At 73.3% G+C, this 17731-nt stretch carries 16 protein-coding genes; 9 read left to right on the top strand and 7 right to left on the bottom strand.

The features are described 5' to 3' along the window. Positions 1–88 precede the first annotated feature (88 nt). The 3 genes from AC5WAM_RS07780 to AC5WAM_RS07770 are packed head-to-tail and all read left to right on the top strand — an operon-like array spanning position 89 to position 2170. Positions 89–736 (top strand): TetR/AcrR family transcriptional regulator, encoded by a 648-nt coding sequence (locus tag AC5WAM_RS07780; protein ID WP_495522089.1) that lies wholly within the window; start codon positions 89–91, stop codon positions 734–736. Then, positions 733–1386 (top strand): ABC transporter ATP-binding protein, encoded by a 654-nt coding sequence (locus tag AC5WAM_RS07775; RefSeq protein ID WP_495522088.1) that lies wholly within the window; start codon positions 733–735, stop codon positions 1384–1386. The genes AC5WAM_RS07780 and AC5WAM_RS07775 overlap by 4 nt, the downstream gene beginning before the upstream one ends. After that, positions 1373–2170 (top strand): hypothetical protein, encoded by a 798-nt coding sequence (locus tag AC5WAM_RS07770; protein WP_366793277.1) that lies wholly within the window; start codon positions 1373–1375, stop codon positions 2168–2170. Before AC5WAM_RS07775 ends, AC5WAM_RS07770 begins: the two co-directional genes overlap by 14 nt. A 33-nt stretch (positions 2171–2203) precedes the next feature. On the opposite strand, the gene AC5WAM_RS07765 is transcribed toward AC5WAM_RS07770, so the two are convergent. The 6 genes from AC5WAM_RS07765 to AC5WAM_RS07740 form a co-directional block, all read right to left on the bottom strand. Next, positions 2204–3745: a SufS family cysteine desulfurase gene (locus AC5WAM_RS07765; protein ID WP_495522087.1), complete on the bottom strand. Its 1542-nt coding sequence runs from the start codon at positions 3743–3745 to the stop codon at positions 2204–2206. Then, positions 3732–5144: a family 2B encapsulin nanocompartment shell protein gene (locus tag AC5WAM_RS07760; RefSeq protein WP_495522086.1), complete on the bottom strand. Its 1413-nt coding sequence runs from the start codon at positions 5142–5144 to the stop codon at positions 3732–3734. Before AC5WAM_RS07760 ends, AC5WAM_RS07765 begins: the two co-directional genes overlap by 14 nt. 287 nt (positions 5145–5431) lie before the next feature. Beyond that, positions 5432–6493 (bottom strand): mechanosensitive ion channel family protein, encoded by a 1062-nt coding sequence (locus tag AC5WAM_RS07755; RefSeq protein ID WP_138962909.1) that lies wholly within the window; start codon positions 6491–6493, stop codon positions 5432–5434. Positions 6494–6635: 142 nt separating this feature from the next. Then, entirely contained in the window at positions 6636–7535 is a 900-nt protein-coding gene (locus tag AC5WAM_RS07750; RefSeq protein WP_495522085.1) for a hypothetical protein, read from the bottom strand. Further along, the gene (locus AC5WAM_RS07745; protein WP_495522084.1) at positions 7532–8560 is read right to left on the bottom strand and encodes an SPFH domain-containing protein; all 1029 of its coding nucleotides are present in this window, start codon (positions 8558–8560) and stop codon (positions 7532–7534) included. The genes AC5WAM_RS07750 and AC5WAM_RS07745 overlap by 4 nt, the downstream gene beginning before the upstream one ends. Positions 8561–8632: 72 nt before the next feature. After that, complete coding sequence (locus tag AC5WAM_RS07740; protein ID WP_495522083.1) at positions 8633–9481, bottom strand: SAM-dependent methyltransferase; 849 nt, start codon at positions 9479–9481, stop codon at positions 8633–8635. A gap of 308 nt (positions 9482–9789) precedes the next feature. Here AC5WAM_RS07740 and AC5WAM_RS07735 point away from each other — a divergent pair, with 308 nt between their 5' ends. The 6 genes from AC5WAM_RS07735 to AC5WAM_RS07710 all read left to right on the top strand — a co-directional run bounded on the left by AC5WAM_RS07735 (position 9790) and on the right by AC5WAM_RS07710 (position 16178). Further along, positions 9790–10917, top strand: coding sequence for an ROK family protein (locus tag AC5WAM_RS07735; RefSeq protein ID WP_495522082.1), 1128 nt, complete (start codon positions 9790–9792; stop codon positions 10915–10917). Positions 10918–10962: 45 nt separating this feature from the next. Next, entirely contained in the window at positions 10963–12231 is a 1269-nt protein-coding gene (locus AC5WAM_RS07730) for an ABC transporter substrate-binding protein (RefSeq protein ID WP_495522081.1), read from the top strand. Then, on the top strand, positions 12228–13175 hold the full coding sequence (locus AC5WAM_RS07725) for a carbohydrate ABC transporter permease (protein ID WP_495522080.1): 948 nt from the start codon (positions 12228–12230) through the stop codon (positions 13173–13175). Before AC5WAM_RS07730 ends, AC5WAM_RS07725 begins: the two co-directional genes overlap by 4 nt. A gap of 46 nt (positions 13176–13221) precedes the next feature. After that, positions 13222–14073 carry a carbohydrate ABC transporter permease gene (locus AC5WAM_RS07720; protein WP_366793286.1) on the top strand — a complete coding sequence of 284 codons (852 nt, stop codon included), beginning with the start codon at positions 13222–13224 and terminating at the stop codon, positions 14071–14073. Between the two features lie 84 nt (positions 14074–14157). After that, on the top strand, positions 14158–15174 hold the full coding sequence (locus AC5WAM_RS07715; RefSeq protein ID WP_495522079.1) for a Gfo/Idh/MocA family protein: 1017 nt from the start codon (positions 14158–14160) through the stop codon (positions 15172–15174). Beyond that, a complete protein-coding gene (locus tag AC5WAM_RS07710) occupies positions 15171–16178 on the top strand; it encodes a Gfo/Idh/MocA family protein (protein ID WP_495522078.1) in 1008 nt (335 codons plus the stop codon). Before AC5WAM_RS07715 ends, AC5WAM_RS07710 begins: the two co-directional genes overlap by 4 nt. A 41-nt stretch (positions 16179–16219) precedes the next feature. On the opposite strand, the gene AC5WAM_RS07705 is transcribed toward AC5WAM_RS07710, so the two are convergent. After that, a complete protein-coding gene (locus AC5WAM_RS07705) occupies positions 16220–17647 on the bottom strand; it encodes a CAP domain-containing protein (RefSeq protein WP_495522077.1) in 1428 nt (475 codons plus the stop codon). Positions 17648–17731 lie beyond the last annotated feature (84 nt).

Here is a 17731-nt window from a genome sequence, read left to right as displayed (position 1 = left end):
CATCTCAACGGATGGCCACCGGAGGCGGAGGCTCCGGCTCCCTGGACAAGCCATTGAACGAGTGTTTAGTCTGCTGTACATGCGTTCAATGCCCGATGACCGCACGACCCGGGCGGTCATCCGAGACGAGGCCCTGAGGCTCTTCGCCGCACAGGGCCCCGACGCCGTCACCATCCGCCAGATCGCCACGGCGGCGGGGGTCTCCCCGGGGCTCGTCGTCCACCACTTCCGCTCCAAGGACGGCCTGCGGCAGGAGGTCGACCAATACGTCCTCACCGTCTTCGAGCAGCTGCTCGGCGAGTTGACGGGGGACGAGGGACCGGAGCTGTTCGAGGAGTCGGCGTCCGCCGCGGCGAGCTCGCTCGGCGAGGTCTTCCTGCGCCATCTGCCCGTCGGCTCACCGCTGCCCGGCTATCTGCGCAGGCTGCTGCTGTCGGACACGGAGGCGGGCCGCGGCCTGTTCCACCGGCTGTACGCGATGAGCAGGGAGACCCTGGACGGCCTCGCCGAGTCCGGCGCCGCGTCGCGGGGCAAGGACCCGCAGGTCCGTGCCGCGCTGCTGCTCGTCAACGACCTCTCGGTGTTCCTGCTGCGGGAGCAGCTCACGGCGGTCCTCGGCGTCGACCCGCTGTCGGCGATGGGCCTGGCCCGCTGGGGGCCCGAGCTCCTGAGCATCTACGCGGGCGGGCTGAACGCGGAGCCCACAGCACCGGAAGCAGAAGGAGGCCAGGCATGACCAGCAGGCCAAAGCCCGCACTCACCGCCCGGAACATCCACAAGGCGTTCGGCAAGCACCAGGTCCTGCGCGGCGCCGACCTCACGGTCGAACCGGGCCAACTGGTCGCCGTGGTCGGCGAGAACGGCTCGGGCAAGTCCACCTTCCTCAAGGCCATCGCGGGCACCCTGCACGTCGACCGGGGCGAGGTCCGGCTCGGCGGCGAGCTCGGCTACTGCCCGCAGGACCCCGTGCTCAACGCCAACCTCACCGTGGACCAGCACTTACGGTACTTCGCTGCCGCCCACCGCCTGAGCGGCCTGGGCCGCGCCGACGAACTGGTGGAGCTCCTCGGCTTCGAGAAGTACCGCGGCACACCCGCAGGCGATCTGTCCGGCGGCACCCGGCAGAAGCTCAACCTCACCCTGGCCCTGCTCCACGACCCCGACGTCCTGCTCCTCGACGAGCCGTACCAGGGCTTCGACTGGGAGACGTATCTGCGCTTCTGGGACCTGGTCGACACGCTGCACGAGCGCGACAAGGCCGTCGTCGTGATCACCCATCTGGTCTTCGAGCAGGAGCGGTTCGACGTCCTCGCCGACCTCGTGGACGGCCGTCTCGCGCCGCGCACGTCCGAGGGGGAGAGGGGGCGCCGCCATGCCGCAGCTTGACGTCTTCACGGACCGGCCGCTGTACGGGCAGTTCCCGACCGCCCTGCGGTTCTCGGTGCGCGAGCAGAGCCGCAACCGCCTCGCGGCCCTGCTCCTCGTGCTCTTCGTGCCCGTCTGGTACCTGCTGATGACCTCGATCGCCGGGGACAAGTCCCTGGACTTCAAGCTGTACGCGACGGGCGAGGTGCTGCACGTCACCGGCCGGCACATCACGTTGATCACCGCGGGCCTCAACTCGCTCACGATGATCTCCGGCTTCGTCGTCTTCGACGCGGTGCGCAAGGCCCTCGCCTTCGACCGGCGCCTGGCCTTCGCCGGATACCGCCAGTCCACCCTGATCGGCGCCAAGATGCTGGCCATCGCCATCGTCGCGGGCACCATCGCCCTCTACACCGCACTCGCCCTGCTGCTCTACTGGCGCCCCGGCTTCACCGGCTGGGCCACGATCCTCGCCGGCTTCCTGGCCATGACCCTCACCTACGGCTCGCTCGGCCTGCTCCTCGGCGTCCTGGTCAGGAACGACCTGGAGGGGTTCTTCCTCATCATCATGGGCGGGCTCACCGACACGTTCCTGCAGAACCCGCTCGGCAACCCGGCCGCCAACAAGCCGGTCCTGCAGTACTTCCCGTCGTTCGGGCCGATGCAGTTCTCCGCGGGCGGCGCGCTCGGCGACACCGTCCTGTGGCGCTACCTCGGGCTCGGTCTCGCCTGGGCGGCGTTCTTCGCCCTCGTCGGTCTGGTCGTGTTCCACTTCAGGACCCGCAGCCGCCGCCCCACGCGGTGACGGCGGCCCGGGCCCCGGGCGTCGCCGCGCCGCTCAGGCCCCGGCCTGCATCCGGCGCAGGGACGCCACCAACTGGTCCACCTCGTCGGAGGTGTTGTAGAGCGCGAACGAGGCGCGGGCGGCGGACTCCAGGCCGTAGTGCGCCAGCGCGGGCTGCGCGCAGTGGTGGCCCGCGCGCACGGCGATCCCGTCCCGGTCGAGCCAGTCCGCGACCGAGGCCGGGTCGTGGCCCGCGAGCGTGAAGGTGAGCACCGCGATCCGCTCGGCCGCGGAGCCGATCACCTCAAGGCCGGGGACCGTCGCCATGGCCTGCGCCGCGTACGTCATGAGCGCGTTCTCGTACGCGGCGACGGCCTCCCGGTCGAAGGAGCGCAGCCAGTCGATCGCCGCCAGGAGCCCGACCACGCCGGAGATGTGGCCGGTGCCCGCCTCCAGGAGGTGCGGCATCGGCGCGAACGTCGTCCGCTCGAAGCTCACCGACTCGATCATGTTGCCGCCGCCCTGCCACGGGCGCATCGTCTCCGTCATCCCGGGCGCCGTGTACAGGGCGCCGATGCCCGTCGGGGCGAACAGCTTGTGCCCGGAGAACACGTAGAAGTCCGCGCCCAACCGCTGGACGTCCACCGGCATGTGGGCCACCGCCTGCGCGCCGTCCACGAGGACCCGCGCGTCATAGCGGTGGGCGAGCGCAGCCATCTCCGCGACCGGCGGCACGGTGCCGAGGACGTTCGACGCCTGGCTGACCACCACGAGCTGGGTGCGCGCGGAGAGCAGGTCGGCGTACGCCCTCTGGTCGATCTCCCCCTCGGGCGTGAGCGGCACCGGGACCACGCGCGCGTGGGTCTCCTTCGCCAGGAGCTGCCAGGGGACGATGTTGGAGTGGTGCTCCAGGACCGGTACGAGGATCTCGTCGCCCGGTTGCAGCACGGAGCGGCCCCAGCTCTGCGCCACCAGGTTGATGCCCTCGGTGGTGCCCCGGACGAAGGCGATGTTCTCCGGCGACGGCGCGCCGAGGAACTCCGCGACCGCCGTGCGGCCCGCCTCGTACAGCTCGGTGGCCTCGCGCGCCATGGTGTGCGCGCCCCGGTGGATGTTGGAGTTGGCCGCGCCGTAGTACGCGGAGAGGGCCTCGATGACCTGGCGGGGCTTCTGGGTGGTGGCCCCGTTGTCGAGCCAGACCAGGGGGTGCCCGTTCACCGTCCGGTGCAGGATCGGGACGTCCTTGCGGGCCTGCTCGGGGCTGAAGCCGCCGGGCGCGGTGGTGGGCAGGGCCGCGAGGGCGTCCTCGGGGGACGCCGTGGGCACCGGGGCCGGGGCGGCGGGCGTCTGCGCGGGCACCACGGCCGGAACGCCGGGTACTGCGGCCGGAACGCCGGGTACCGCGGCCGGAGCTCCGGACAGCTGCGCCGGGGCGGTGGGCATCCCGGGCATCCCGGGCGTCGTGGGCGTCCCGGGCGCCGTGACGGCGGGCACGTCGGCCGGAACCGGTGTCGGCACCGCCGCGGGCACCTGTGCGGGCGTCTGCGCGGGTGCCCGCAGCAGGGCCCTGAGGTCGGGAACGTCAGGAGTAGTCATGGTAGTTGTTCACCTCGACGTTCTGGAGCACGGCGATGGCGTCCTCGACCAGGACCGCCGTGTTGAAGTACGCCGTCATCAGGTACGAGGTGATGCCCTTCTGGTCGGTGCCCATGTTCCGCATCGACAGACCGGGCTCGACCTCGTCGGAGACCTCGGCGGGGCGCAGGCCCACGACGCCGCGGTCGGCCTCGCCCAGGCGCATCAGGAGGATCTCCGTGGTGCCGACGGCCGCGGCCGAGCCGCCGGCGCCGTCCGTCCGTACGCCGTTGCTGAAGGGCACCTTGTCGGAGGGGATCAGCGGCACCCCGCGCCAGGTCAGCAGCGGGCTGCCGAACCTGTTGTCGGTGACCGGGGGCACGCCCCGCCGCGTACACTCGCGCCCGAACGCGGCTATGGCCTTGGGGTGCGCGAGGAAGTAGCCGGGCTGCTTCCACACCCGGGCGAGCAGCTCGTCGAGGTCGTCGGGCGTGGGCGAGCCGGTGCGGGTCTGCACGCGCTGGCCCGGCGCCACGTTGTGGAAGAGGCCGAACTCGGGGTGGTTGAGCAGCGCCGCCTCCTGCCGCTCGCGCAGCGCCTCGATGGTGAGCAGCGCCTGCTGGCGGGTCTGGTCGAAGTCGCCGCTGTACACGTCGTGGACGCGGGTGTGCACGCGCAGGATCGTCTGCGCGAGCGTCATGTGGTACTCGCGCGGGGTGTCCTCGTAGTCGACGTACGTGGCGGGCAGGTCGGGCTCGCCGACGTGGCCCGACGTGAGGTCGACGGGCACCTCGGAGCCGGGCCGCAGGCCGTTGCCGGAGGCGTAGGCGGCCAGGGAGCCGCATACGTTCGCGTCGCGGTCGGCGAGGGCGGCGAGGGCGCGGCGCTCGGCGCACAGGGCGAGGCCGGGGGTGAGGGCCTGCACGCGGTAGGGCGTGGCCTCCTCGCGGGTCCAGGCGCCGAGGTCGAAGAACTGGCCGTCACCGATCACGTCGATGAGCTGCTCCTCGCCGTAACGCCCGGTCACGCGCTTCTCGGCGCGGCCCTGCACGATGATCCACAGGCGGTCGGCGGGGTCGCCCTCCTGCGCGAGGACCTGTCCGGGCTCGAAGCGCACCTCGGTGAACGCGTCGGCGAGTTCGGTCAGCAGGGACTCGTCGGCCTCGCGCAGATAGGGCAGTTCGCGCAGGTCGCCGGGGACGACGCGGGGGGAGCCGCCGTCGGTGTGGGTGGCTATGCGGTCGTCGCCCAGCACGAAGGTGCGGCGCCGGTTGACGCGGTACACACCGGACTTGAGGTCCACCCACGGCAGCGCGCGCAGCAGATAGCGCGGGGTGGTGCCGAGCATCTGCGGTGCCGTCTTGGTCGCGGTCGCGAGCTGCCGTGCCGCATCCGGTGCGAGCGAAAGGCGGTCGTTCACGGGGACCTCCCAGGAGGGAAACGAAGAGCGGAATCGGACAGGGCCGATCGTCTTCTCGTGACCCCATGACCACAAGGTGTGACTTTTCAATCACTTTTGGTGTTCGGCTGGAAAAAGTCGCACTTGGGAGCCGGTGGCGGGTCGGTCCGGCCCGGTACGGCGGCAAAGCCCTGCCCCGCTCGACCGGCCGGACACCTTCACTCGGCATATGCGGCCGAATATGCCCCCTTGCTAACGTTTTGCGACCCCTAAAGCGCCGCTTATGCAAGGGCTTTCGACAAATCCGATCAGCTCCGCTGATGGGGGATCGTCACCGGCAGCTCGCCCTGGCGGACGGTCACGGTCCGCGTCGGCGCGGGGACCGGGATGCCCTCGGCCCGGTAGCGGCGGTGCAGCCGCTTGATGAACTCGTGCTTGATCCGGTACTGGTCGCTGAACTCGCCCACGCCCAGGATCACCGTGAAGCCGATCCGGGAGTCGCCGAAGGTGTGGAAGCGGATCGCGGCCTCGTGGTGCGGCAGGGCACCGGTGATCTCGGTCATCACCTCGTCGACGACCTCGATGGTGACGCGCTCGACCTGGTCCAGGTCGCTCTCGTAGCCGACGCCCGCCTGCACCAGGATCGACAGCTCCTGCTCCGGCTGGCTGTAGTTGGTCATGTTGGTGCCGGCGAGCTTGCCGTTGGGGATGATCACGAGGTTGTTGGAGAGGTTGCGCACCACCGTGTTGCGCCAGTTGATGTCGACGACATAGCCCTCCTCGCCGCTGGTCAGCCGGATGTAGTCACCGGGCTGCACGGTCTTCGCGGCGAGGATGTGCACGCCCGCGAAGAGGTTGGCGAGGGTGTCCTGGAGCGCGAGCGCCACCGCGAGGCCGCCGACGCCCAGGGCGGTGAGCAGCGGCGCGATGGACACGCCGAGGGTCTGCAGGACGACGAGGAAGCCGATCGCGAGCACCACGACGCGCGTGATGTTGACGAATATGGTCGCCGAGCCCGCCACGCCCGAGCGCGACTGTGCCAGGGACTTGACGAGCCCCGCCACGATCCGCGCCGCGGTGACCGTGGCGGCGAGGATCAGCAGCGCCGTCAGGACGAGCGTGACGTTGCGTCCGGTGCGCGGCGTCAGCGGCAGCGCGGCGGCCGCCGCGGCCAGGCCCGCGACGATCGCGGCGCACGGCACGATGGCGCGCGCGGCGTCGACCATCACGTCGTCGCCGCTCCACCGGGTGCGGGTGGCGCGCACGCCGAGCCAGCGCAGCGTCGTCCGCGAGAGCAGCGCGGCCGCGATGCCGCAGACCACGGCGATCCCGGCGAACATCAGGTCGTGCAGGGTGAGGGCTCGGTCCATCAATGGGCTCCCGTGGTCGGCCGGTTCGCTCCGTGCCGGTGGCGCGCACGTCTGCGCGCGGTGACACGGCCGCCCATCCTGCCCTACCCGTACGACCCCTCCGCACCGGGCCCCACCTGCGATCTTCCCGCCGGCCCCGCCCTCACAGGACCAGGCGCAGCGCCCCCTGGGCCACCCCCACCCGCACGCTCTGCCCCCAGCCGAGCTCCAGCGCGTCGTTCTCCATGCCGTCGCCGAAGACGACCAGGCGGTCCGACTCGGCGGTGAGCCACAGGCGCTGACCGGCCGCCAGTTCGCCGTGCACCAGGGTGGTGCCGGTCGTGGGCGAGGGCCAGGCCTCGCGCACGCACCACAGCAGGCGGGGGTCGGTCGGGCCCGGCGGCCGCGGGCCGCCGTCCGGGTGCGGCCACAGCGACCGCAGCCAGCCGCTGGCCCCGGTGCCGGTGCCGATGACCACGCCGGACGAGGCCTGGGTCTCCGGGGCCGCCGGGCCCGCCGCGGAGCCGATGCGGTAGCGGGCGGTCTGGTGCCCGGCGGACCCGACGTAGATCTCGTTGAGGGCACGCAGGCGCCGGCCGTCGTCGGTGACCGCCTCGGCCAGGGTGAGCTCCGCGGCCCCGGGGGCGCCCGCCGCCGCGTGCGGGAGCAGCTTCGCCGTGTCACGGGCCCGGTGCCGCACGAGGACGCCCGCGTTGCGCCCCGGCTCGGCGTCGACGCCGATGACGGGCTGGCCCGTCAGGTACTTGGCCGCGTTGGCGACGAGCCCGTCCTGCCCGACCACGACCACCACGTCCTCGGGCGCGAACAGGAACCGGTCGAGGTCCGCGCGCTCCACCCGGGTCTGCCGCCAGCGCAGCGGCACCGCGGCCGCCGTGTCGGCGAGGGCGCGCCGGGTGCGCCGGTGCCGCTCGGCCACCTCCTCGACGGCGCGCCCGCGCGAGGACAGGAAGAACGCGGCCTGCCCGTGCGTGCCGTGCCGGGCGATCAGCTCCTCGTACTCGGTGCGCCGGTGCACGAGGACGGCGCGTGGCGCGAGGCTCACGACCCGGTGCCCTCGCCCGCGCCGCTCCCGGAGTCCCGGCCCAGCTTCGCGAGCAGCCCCGTGAGGACGTCGGGCGACAGCGTGAGGCTCTCGATGCGCGGCACGTTCTCCGCGAGGCGGGTGGCGGCCAGGGCGTGCAGGGTGGCCGCGTCGGCGCTCGCGTGCGCGGCGAGCCAGGCGGTCTGCGCCGCCGCGCGGGCCTCGCCGACGGCGCGGGCCGCCGCCGCGTCGGCCCGCGCGATGCGCACCGTGCGGGCGGCCTCCGCCTCGGCGCGCACGGCGTCGGCGGCGGCGTTCTCCTCGGCCTCGCGGCGCGCGTTGGTGCCGCGCTGCTCCACCAGGCGCTCCTCCTGGCGGGCGAGTTCGATGCGGCTCGCCAGCTCGTTCTCGGCGATGGCGCGCTCGCGCTCGACGGCCACCGCCCGGCGCTCGTACGTGGCCCGGTCCGCGTCCTGCTGCACGCGCTCGCGCGCCGGGGTGCGCAGGGCCCGCTCCACCTCGGGCTCGGGCCGGATCGCGACGACGCGTACGGCGACGACGTCGAGGCCCGTCGCGGGCAGCCGGGGCTCGGCCGCGAGGCCCTCGGCGACGCGCTCGCGGACCGCCGTGACCCCGTCGGCGAGCGCGGCCGCGAGCGGCGTGCGGGCGAGGAGGTCCAGGGCGTGCTGCTGCGCCGACTCGGTGAGCAGCGTGGACAGTTGCTCCAGGGGAGCGGACCGCCAGGCGCCGGTGTCCGGGTCCACGGAGAAGTCGAGGCGGGCGGCGGCGAGCGCCGGGTCGCTGATCCGGTACGTCACGGTGGCCTGCACGGTGACGTCCTGGAAGTCGGCGGTGCGGGCGTGGAAGAGGACCGCCAACTCGCGGTCGTCGACCGGCACTTCGGACAGGGCGGCGCTCAGCGGCCGGAACCAGAAGCTGAGCCCCGTCCCGTCGTGGCGCAGCCGGCCGCCCTGGTGGTGGCGGATGTGGGCGGTGGGCGCGGAGCGCAGATGGCGCAGGCCGAGGCGCCGGGTGATGTCGGCCATGGTGGGACCTCCCCGTTTTTCGTCACCTCGACGATATTGGGCCCCCTTCTTATCGTCAAGGTGACCCGAACCTCACTCCTTCCGCCCCACCCCCGCGTACAACGGCACCCGCGTCCCGTCCCTGGCCTCGCCGACGCCCAGTTCGGGCCGCCAGTCCGGGGGCTGCACCAGGCCCGGCGCGAGGAGCGCGCACCCGGTGAAGAAGCGCTCCGTCTCCGCGCGCGTGCGCGGCACGAGCGTGACCCCGCCCGTCGTGTACTGGTCCACGGCCTCGCCGACCCACGCGGTCTCCTGGTCGCCCGACAGCTGGGAGAGCACCAGGTGGCTGCCGGGCGCGAGCGCGTCGAGGAGGCGGGCGACGATCGCGTGGGCCCCGTCGTCGTCGGTGAGGAAGTGCGTCACGGCGACGAGCGAGAGCGCGACGGGGCGCGCGAGGTCCAGGACCTCCGCGGCGCGTTCGAGGATCAGCCCGGGGTCGCGCGCGTCCGCCTCGACGAACGCCGTGGCCCCGGCCCGGGTCCCGCGGAGGAGCCCCGCCGCGTGCACGCGGACCAGCGGGTCGTGGTCCACGTACACGACCCGCGCCTCGGGGGCGAGGTCCTGCGCGACGCGGTGGAGGTTCGGCTCCGTCGGGATGCCGCTGCCGATGTCGAGGAACTGGCGCACTCCGGCCGGGCCCGCGAGGTGGCGCGTCGCGCGCTGCATGAACCAGCGGTTGTGCCGCGCGCCGTACCGGGCGGTCGCGTCGAGCTCCACGATGCGCGAACCGAACTCCGCGTCCGCCGGGTAGTGATGGGTGCCGCCCAGGAACCAGTCGTAGACGCGGGCGGGATGGGGCCTCCCGGTGTCGGTGTCGGTGTCGATGGCGGTACCGGGGTCGGTGCCGTCGGCGTCGGGGGCATCGAAGGGCGCTGCTGCCATGCGGTAACTCCTCAGGGATGCGGGGACGTTCGGGGCACTGGCGGATGAGGGCCCCGTACGCAAGGGTTCGTACACGAGGTCCGTACACGAGGTCCGTACACGAGGTCCGTACACGAAATCTGTACGGGAAGTCCGTACGGGAAGTCCGTGCGCCGCGAGTCCACCCGCGAAGGCCCGTGCGCGAAAGTCCGCGCGCGGGGTCTTCCCGGCGCTCGCTCTTTCTGCAACTCTCCTACCAAATCCCGGCGGCGACGGGCTCCCACCCGCCAGCGGGGCTCCTCCACCACGACTTCCGGGGTGCAGAAGTGATGCGAAAACGGACGCGCGGACACGACCTGGCCGGTCTGCGCCGTCTGAACACCACCGTCATCCTCCGCGCCCTGCACCGCCGCAGCCCCCAGACCCTCGCCGAACTCGCCGCGGGCACCGGCCTGTCCCGGCCCACCGTCGAGGCCGTCCTGGAGGACCTCGTCGCGCGGGCCTGGGTCACGGAGGCGGCGGCGGGGGAGCGCGTGCGGGGCCGTCCCGCGCGGCGGTTCCGCTTCCGGAGCGAGGCCGGCTACGTCCTCGGCGCCGACATAGGGCTGCACAAGATGGTGCTGCTCCTCGCCGACCTCGGCGGCACCGTCCTCGCCGCCGAACGCGCGGACATCGACCCGCAGCTGGGCGGCGGCCCCCGGCTCGATCTGCTCCAGCGCGCCATGGACGCCTTCCTGGACGCGCACGCCGTGCGCCGCGACACCCTCCTCGCGCGCTGCGTCGGCGTGCCCGGCGTCGTCGACGCGGGCGGCTACCTCACCTCCTTCGTCGTGCCCGAATGGTCCGGCGTCGACCTGCGGCGGCTGCTCTCCGACGGCGAGCCGGGCCACACGCTCGTGGAGAACGACGTGAACCTCGCCGTCCTCGCCGAGCGCTGGCAGGGCGCCGCGACGCTCGCGGGCGACGTCGTGTGCGTCCTCACCGGGCACCGCGTCTCCTGCGCCCTGACCATCGGCGGGCAACTGCACCGCGGCGGCCGGGGCGGCGCGGGGGAGCTCGGCCTGCTGCCGCTGCTCGGCCTCGACACCGCGCAGGAGGCCCTGGCCTGGCCGGGCCCGCGGCGCCCCGGCGAGTCCGAGGTGGCCGCGCTCGCCCGCGCCGCGGACGCCGCGGAACCGCGCGCCCTCGCCGCCATCGGGGACTTCGCCGAGCGGCTCACGCCCGGCGTCGCCGCCCTCGCGCTCGCCGTCGACCCCGAGCTGATCGTGCTCACCGGCGGTGCGACCCCGCTCGGCACGCACCTCGTGCCGCTCCTGGAGACGCGCCTGCGTCCGCTGACGCTGCACGTGCCGAGGATCGCGGTCAGCTCCCTCGGCGAGCGCGGCGTGGCCCTCGGCGCGGTGCGCAAGGCCCTCGACCTCGTGGAGGAGGAACTGCTCGCGGACACGGCCGACTAGGCGACGCCCGGCGGCCCCCAACCCACCCCCGAAGCGGAGGCACGTATGCGCAGGAGGACCCTCCTCTGCTCTGGCCTTGCGGCGGCGTCGGCGCCCGCGCTCGCCGCCTGCGCGGACCAGGGCGGCGGCGGCAGCGAAGGCGGCGGCCGCGGCACGCTCTCGTACGGCATGTGGGACCCGGCGCAGGTGCCGGGCATGAAGCGGATCATCGCGGCCTTCCAGCGGCGCAACCCCGGGATATCCGTGCGCATCGAGCTCACCCCGTGGGCCAGCTACTGGACCACCCTGAAGACCTCGATGCGCGGCGGCACCGCCCCCGACGTGTTCTGGATGAACGCCGTCAACTTCCAGCTGTACGCGGCCCACGGCGTCCTGGAGCCCCTCTCCGAGCGCATCGCACGCGACGCCACCCCGCTGGACCGCCACCCGGCGCAGCTGGTCCGGCTCTACGCCTACGACGGAACTCAGTACGGCATCCCGAAGGACTTCGACACCATCGGGCTCTGGTACAACAAGGCCCTCTTCGACAAGGCGCGCGTCCCCTACCCCGACTCCACCTGGACGTGGAACGATCTGCGCGCCGCGGCCGCCGAGCTGACCGACCCGCACCAGCGCGTGCACGGCTTCGCCGCCGAGATGCAGCGCCAGATCGTCATCTACCCCTGCGTGTACGGAGCGGGCGGCTACGTCCTGCGCGACGGGCACTCCGGCTTCGGCGACGACCGGACCGTCGAGGGCCTCCGCTTCCTCACCGACATGATCGACCGGGGCTGGTCGCCGCCGCAGAGCGCGATGGTGGAGAACATCGGCCGGGTCCGCTTCTGGTCGGAGAAGACCGCCATGGTGTACGACCTGTCGGCGATGGCCGGGCAGATGTACGCCGTGCCCGCCCTCAAGGACCACGCGGGCGTCACGGTCCTGCCCAAGGGCCGCGAGCGCGCCACCGTCATCCACGGCCTGGCGAACGTGGTCTCCGCCAAGAGCGACAACAAGGCTGCCGCCTGGAAGTTCGTGCACTTCATGGCGGGCCGCGAGGCCGCCGAGATCCAGGCGGGTTCGGGGGTGACGATCTCCAGTCACGCCGGCACCCAGGACGCCTGGATCCGCTCGATGCCGGAGTTCGACCTGCGGAACTTCATCGCCATGAAGAAGTACGCCGTGCCCTACCCCAGCTCGAAGAACACCGCCGTCTGGGAGAACCTCCAATATCCGCTCCTCGGAGCCGCGTTCAGCGGCAAGGGCGGGATCGAGTCCGCCGCGCGCACCCTGGGCGAGCAGATGGACCGGGCCCTGAAGGAGGAGCGCGACCGATGAGCGTCTTCCCCGCGACCGCCGCCGCGAAGGCGGCCGACCGGCGCGCCGCCCGGGCCGGGGGCACCGGCCCCGCGAGCCGGAACCAGCGCGCCGCGTACCTGTTCGTCGCGCCCCTCGGCCTCGGCTTCGCCCTCTTCTACTTCTGGCCGATGATCCAGACCTTCTACTTCAGCTTCACCGAGTTCGGCCCCTTCGGCGGGCACACCTGGATCGGCGGGGACAACTACGCGCGCGTCGTCAAGGACGTCACGGTCTGGCAGGCGCTCGGCAACACCCTCGTCTACTGCGGCATCGGCCTGACCGCGCTGCCCCTCGCCCTCGTCGTCGCCTCGCTGCTCAACCGCCGCGGGCTGCGCGCCGTCCCGCTCTACCGCGCCCTGTACTTCGTGCCGTTCGTGACCCTGCCCGTGGCCGTCGGCCTGGTCTGGAACTGGCTCTACAACGGCGACTTCGGGCTCCTCAACGAGATCCTCGGCTGGTTCGGCGTGGACCGCCACTACTGGGTATCCGACCCCTCGACGGCCGTCTTCGCCATCGGCGCCGTCATGGTCTGGTCGACCACCGGCTACTACTTGATCATCTTCATGGCGGGCATCAAGGGCATCCCCCGGGACTACTACGAGGCCGCCGAGCTGGACGGCGCGGGCGCGGTGCGGCGCTTCTTCACCATCACGCTGCCGCTGCTCAGCCCCACGATCTTCTTCGCGTCCGTGATCTGCATGATCCAGTCGCTCCAGGTCTTCGACCTGATCTACATCATGATGGGCGAGAAGAACCCCGCGGTCGGCGACACCCAGTCCGTCGTGGGCCTCTTCTACAAGTGGGCGTTCACCGAGAACGCCCAGGGCGCCGCGGCCGCCCTCGCCTTCCTCCTGATGCTGCTCATCGCGGCCCTCACATATCTCCAGTTCCGGCTCCAGAGGAGGTGGGTGCACTATGGGTGACACGACTGCCACACGCCCAACAGGCCCTGTGGGCCCAGAAAGTGATGTGACGTCAGGTGCCGGGCGTTCCCGTCGCCCCCGGTTCCTGCCGGGGTCGGTCGCGACCCACCTCGCGCTCGGGCTCGGCGCGCTGGTGATGGTCTTCCCGTTCTGCTGGCAGCTCCTCACCGCCCTGAAGTCGCTCGCCGAGGTCTCCCGCGTCCCGCCGACGTTCCTGCCCGACGACTGGAGGTGGGCGAGCTTCGACGAGGTGTTCACGGCGCTGCCGTTCCGCGAGATGCTCACCAACAGCGCCCTGAACACCCTGGGCCGCACGGCGGGCCAGCTCGTGTTCTGCTCCCTGGCCGCCTACGCGTTCGCGCGGATGCGCTTCCGCGGCCGCGACGCGCTGTTCGGGCTCTTCCTCTCCGTCCTGATGGTGCCCAGCTCCCTGCTCGTCCTGCCGCAGTACGACATCATCCAGAGCCTCGGGCTCCTGAACTCGGCGCCCGCGCTCTTCCTGCCCGGCATGTTCAGCGCCTTCGGCACCTTCCTGCTGCGCCAGGCCTTCCTCGCGCTGCCCAGGGAGCTGGAGGAGGCCGCCCGCATCGACGGCGCGGGCTCCTTCCGCATCTTCTGGTCCGTCATGCTGCCGCTGATCCGGCCCGCCCTCGCCGCGCTCGCCGTCATCACCGCCATGGCGGCCTGGAACGACCTGCTGTGGCCGCTGATCGTCAACACCGACCCCGAAGCCATGCCCATCAGCGCGGGACTGACCTCCCTGGAAGGCCAGTACGAGACCAACTACCCGGTGATGATGGCCGGTTCCCTGATCGCGAGCCTGCCCATGCTGCTCGTCTACGTCGTCCTCCAGCGGCACTTCGTCCAGAGCGTCGCCGCCTCCGGAGTGAAGGGATGACGGTGCCGCGGAGTTGACGTGATGCCCACCCCGTCGCCGCACGGGAACCACACCGCAGTCGTCCAGAGAGGGGCCACCGCCCTGATGTCACCGCTTTCCATCGGTCTGCTCGGCGCGGGCGGCATCGCCCGCGCCCATCTGCCCGGCTGGCTGGACCTCGGCGCCACCGTCGTCGTCCACACCCAGGACGGCTCGGGCGAGAAGCTCGCCGCCGAGTACGCCGGGCGCGGCCACCCCGTCACCGCCGTGCCCACCCTCGACGCGCTCCTGGAGCGCTCCCGCGCCGTCGACGTCTGCACCCCCACGCCCACCCACAGAGAGCTCGTGCTCGCCGCGATCGCCGCGGGACGGCACGTCGTGTGCGAGAAGCCGCTCGCCCTGACGGCCGCCGACGCCGAGCGGATGGCGGCGGCCGCCGCCACCGCGGGCGTCCGGCTGCACCCCGCGCACGTCGTGCGGTACTTCCCGGCGTACGCCGCCCTGCGCGACGCCGTCGTCCGCGGTGACCTCGGCCGGGTCGCCGTCCTTCGCTTCACCCGGGCCGCCGCGCGCCCGCAGTGGGCGCCCTGGTTCGGGGACCCCGCGCAGTCCGGCGGGGTCCTGATGGACCTGATGGTGCACGACATCGACATCGCCCGCTGGATCGCGGGCGACGTCGTCCGCGTGCACGCCCGCACGCGCGGCACCGAGCTGGCCACCGGCACCCCCGCCGAGGTCGTCACCGCCACCGCGGTCCTCACCCACGCCTCCGGCGCGATCAGCCAGGTGGACGGGTTGTGGGGGCTGCCGGACCAGCCGTTCCGCACGACGTTCCGGGTCGCCGGGTCCGACGGGCTGCTGCACCACGACTCGGCGGCCGTGCCCGGCTTCCGCATCACCGCGCAGGGCGTGCGCGCCCCGAACGAGGGCATCCCGTCGACCCCCATGAACGAGAGCCCCTACCTCACCCAGCTGCGCGAGTTCGCCGCGTCCTGGGACGATCCCGGGCTCGTGCCCCGGGTGCGCGCCGACGACGGCGTGGCGGCGGTGCGCGTCGCGCGGGCCGCCATCGAGTCGAGCCGCACCGGGCGGGCCGTGGAGCTGGAGGAGTACACCCGATGAAGGTCGCCGTCCTGTCGTTCGCCCACGTCCACGCGGTCGCGTATCTGCGGCTGCTGCGGGACATGCCGGGCGTGGAGGTGCTCGGCAGCGACCCGGACGCCGCGTCCGCCGCGCCCGGCGAGGTGCGCGGCCGCGCGTGCGCCGCGTCCCTCGACGTCCCGTACGCCGACACGTACGAGGAGGCCTTCGCCCGGCGGCCCGACGCCGTGGTGGTCTGCTCGGAGAACGCGCGCCACCGCCCGCTCGTGGAGCTGGCCGCCGCACACGGCGTCGACGTGCTGTGCGAGAAGCCGCTCGCGGCCACCGTGGCCGACGGCGAGGCGATGGTCGCCGCGTGCCGCGCCGCCGGGGTGCGCCTCGCGGTCGCGCACCCGGTGCGCTTCAGCCCGGCGTACGCGGCCGTCAAACGCGCCGTGGCCGCGGGCGACACGGGCCGGGTGCTCGCCGTGTCCGGTGCGAACAACGGGCACATGCCCACCCGCGCCCGCCGCTGGTTCGCCGACCCCTCGCTCGCGGGCGGCGGCGCCCTGATGGACCACACCGTCCACATCGCCGACCTGCTCGACGACCTGTTCGGGGCCCGTGCCGTGGAGGTGTACGCGCAGACCAACAACCTCCTCCACGCGGACGAGGTCCCCGTCGAGACCAGCGGCCTGGTCACCGTCACCTACGACAACGGCGCCGTCGCCACCATCGACTGCAGCTGGTCCCACCCGCGCTCCCACCCTTCCTGGGGCGGCCTGGAACTCACGGTCGTCGGCGAGCGCGCGACCCTGGAGATGGACGCCTTCGACCAGAAGGTGCACGGCTTCAGCGAACGCCTCGGCCGCGGTGTCGAACTGCCCTACGGCGTGGACCTGGACGCGCGCATGCTCCGCGCGTTCCTCTTCGGCCCCGACCAGGACGGCGTCACCGTCCCCGACGGCGAAGCGGCCCTGCGCACCCTGCGGATCGTGACGGCGGGGTACGCCTCGGCACGCGAGGGGGTACCCGTCCCGGTCTAGACCCCGGTCGAGGCCGCCGAAGGGTGCGCGGCACCGCACGGTCAGCCCCCGAACAACTGCGTCCAGTACGTGCCCGCCGAGCCCCCGCCCGCGAAGCCGACGCCGAGGTGCGTGAACGAGGGCTTGAGGATGTTCGCCCGGTGTCCCGGGCTGTTCATCCAGCCCTCGACGACCTCGGCGGGCGAACGCTGGCCGCAGGCGATGTTCTCCCCGACCGCGCGGTGGCGGCTGCCCGCCGCCGCGGCGCGGTGCCAGGGCTCGCTGCCGTCCGGGGCGGTGTGGGCGTAGAAGGCGCGGGCGATCATGTCCGCGCTGTGGGCCTGCGCCGCCGCGGTGAGGCAGGGGTCCGGCGTGAGGGGCCGCAGCCCGGCGGCCGCGCGGTGGCCGTTGGTGAGCGCGAGCACCTCGGCCGTGCACCGGGCGAGGCCCTGCGGGGTGAACGGCTCGGCCCACAGCGCCGTCCAGAACACGTCACCGGAGCGCGGGTCCGGCACCTGCCCCAGGCCGACGTGGGTGTAGGCCCGGTCCAGGACCGTGTGCCGGGAGCGGCCGTCGCCGAGGCAGTAGTCGAGGAGGTCGGCCGGGGTGGGCGGCCCGGACACGAGGTGCTCGCCGATCGTGAGATACGCATAGCCTTCGGCCGCCGCGCGCTGGTACAGCGAGGTGCCGTCCGCGCTCTCGGAGCCGAGCGCCCCGCACGCCGCCATGCCCGCCGCGTGCGCACGGGCGGCCTCGGCGAGGCGGGCGTCCCACCGCACGGGCGGGGCACCGGCGGCCCCGCGCGCGGAGTTCACCCGGGTGACGAAGTCCTGGAGCGGGCCCGGGGGCGCCGAGCCGCCGCCGGACGCGGGTGCGTGCGCCGGAGGCGGTGGGGCGGTGGGCGCCGTCGTGGCGCGGGGCCGGGGCATGACGACGGTGACGGCCTCGCTCGCGGGGCCGCGCCCGCCCGCCGCGGCGCCCGCCGGGCCGGCCCCGTCCACCGCGGCGGGCTCCTCCGTCACCTCCAGGCCGAAGTCCCGCGCCACCCCCGCGAGCCCCTCCGCATAGCCCTGGCCTATCGCGCGCAGCTTCCACGCGGTGCCGCGGCGGTAGATCTCGGCGAGCAGCAGCACGGTCTCCTGGCGCGGACGCGGCGGCGCGAAGCGCGCGACCGGCTCCCCGCGCGGGCCGCCGACCTGGAGCGCGATCGAGGGCAGCCGCCCCAGGGGCGTGTCGGGCTCGGCCGGGCTGACCACCAGGGTGACGCGGCTCGCGCCGGGGCGAAGGCGGTGCGCCTGGACCGTCAGCGTGTCCCCGGCGATGCGGGCGCCCGGGGCCGCGGGCTGGTTGTAGAACACGAAGTCGGCGTCGCCCGCCACCTTGCCGCCGTCGTCGGTGATCAGGGCGGACAGGTCGAAGGGGCCGGGCACGCGCAGCGTCAGGGTGCCGTCGGGCAGGGGCGTATTGCCTCCCGGGACCAGCTCGATCATGGGCGCCGCCTGGGGGTCGGGTCGGGGTGCCCGTCTCGGCCGGGCGCTGACGGGAGAACGCGCGGGCCCGCCGCCCGGGTTCCC

This window comes from Streptomyces sp. JLYT201 (genome assembly GCF_059448825.1).
Note: the sequence above shows the minus strand (reverse complement) of the source record. Positions and strands in the feature narration are given on the sequence as shown.

Bases quoted from the DNA above. Each gene is read 5' to 3' on its own strand.
- AC5WAM_RS07740 (WP_495522083.1), bottom strand. From the start codon at position 9,481: ATGGCAGCAGCGCCCTTCGATGCCCCCGACGCCGACGGCACCGACCCC.
- AC5WAM_RS07780 (WP_495522089.1), top strand. From the start codon at position 89: ATGCCCGATGACCGCACGACCCGGGCGGTCATCCGAGACGAGGCCCTG.
- AC5WAM_RS07725 (WP_495522080.1), top strand. From the start codon at position 12,228: ATGAGCGTCTTCCCCGCGACCGCCGCCGCGAAGGCGGCCGACCGGCGC.
- AC5WAM_RS07735 (WP_495522082.1), top strand. From the start codon at position 9,790: ATGCGAAAACGGACGCGCGGACACGACCTGGCCGGTCTGCGCCGTCTG.
- AC5WAM_RS07710 (WP_495522078.1), top strand. From the start codon at position 15,171: ATGAAGGTCGCCGTCCTGTCGTTCGCCCACGTCCACGCGGTCGCGTAT.
- AC5WAM_RS07770 (WP_366793277.1), top strand. From the start codon at position 1,373: ATGCCGCAGCTTGACGTCTTCACGGACCGGCCGCTGTACGGGCAGTTC.
- AC5WAM_RS07755 (WP_138962909.1), bottom strand. From the start codon at position 6,493: ATGGACCGAGCCCTCACCCTGCACGACCTGATGTTCGCCGGGATCGCC.
- AC5WAM_RS07765 (WP_495522087.1), bottom strand. From the start codon at position 3,745: ATGACTACTCCTGACGTTCCCGACCTCAGGGCCCTGCTGCGGGCACCC.
- AC5WAM_RS07745 (WP_495522084.1), bottom strand. From the start codon at position 8,560: ATGGCCGACATCACCCGGCGCCTCGGCCTGCGCCATCTGCGCTCCGCG.
- AC5WAM_RS07730 (WP_495522081.1), top strand. From the start codon at position 10,963: ATGCGCAGGAGGACCCTCCTCTGCTCTGGCCTTGCGGCGGCGTCGGCG.
- AC5WAM_RS07705 (WP_495522077.1), bottom strand. From the start codon at position 17,647: ATGATCGAGCTGGTCCCGGGAGGCAATACGCCCCTGCCCGACGGCACC.
- AC5WAM_RS07775 (WP_495522088.1), top strand. From the start codon at position 733: ATGACCAGCAGGCCAAAGCCCGCACTCACCGCCCGGAACATCCACAAG.
- AC5WAM_RS07715 (WP_495522079.1), top strand. From the start codon at position 14,158: ATGTCACCGCTTTCCATCGGTCTGCTCGGCGCGGGCGGCATCGCCCGC.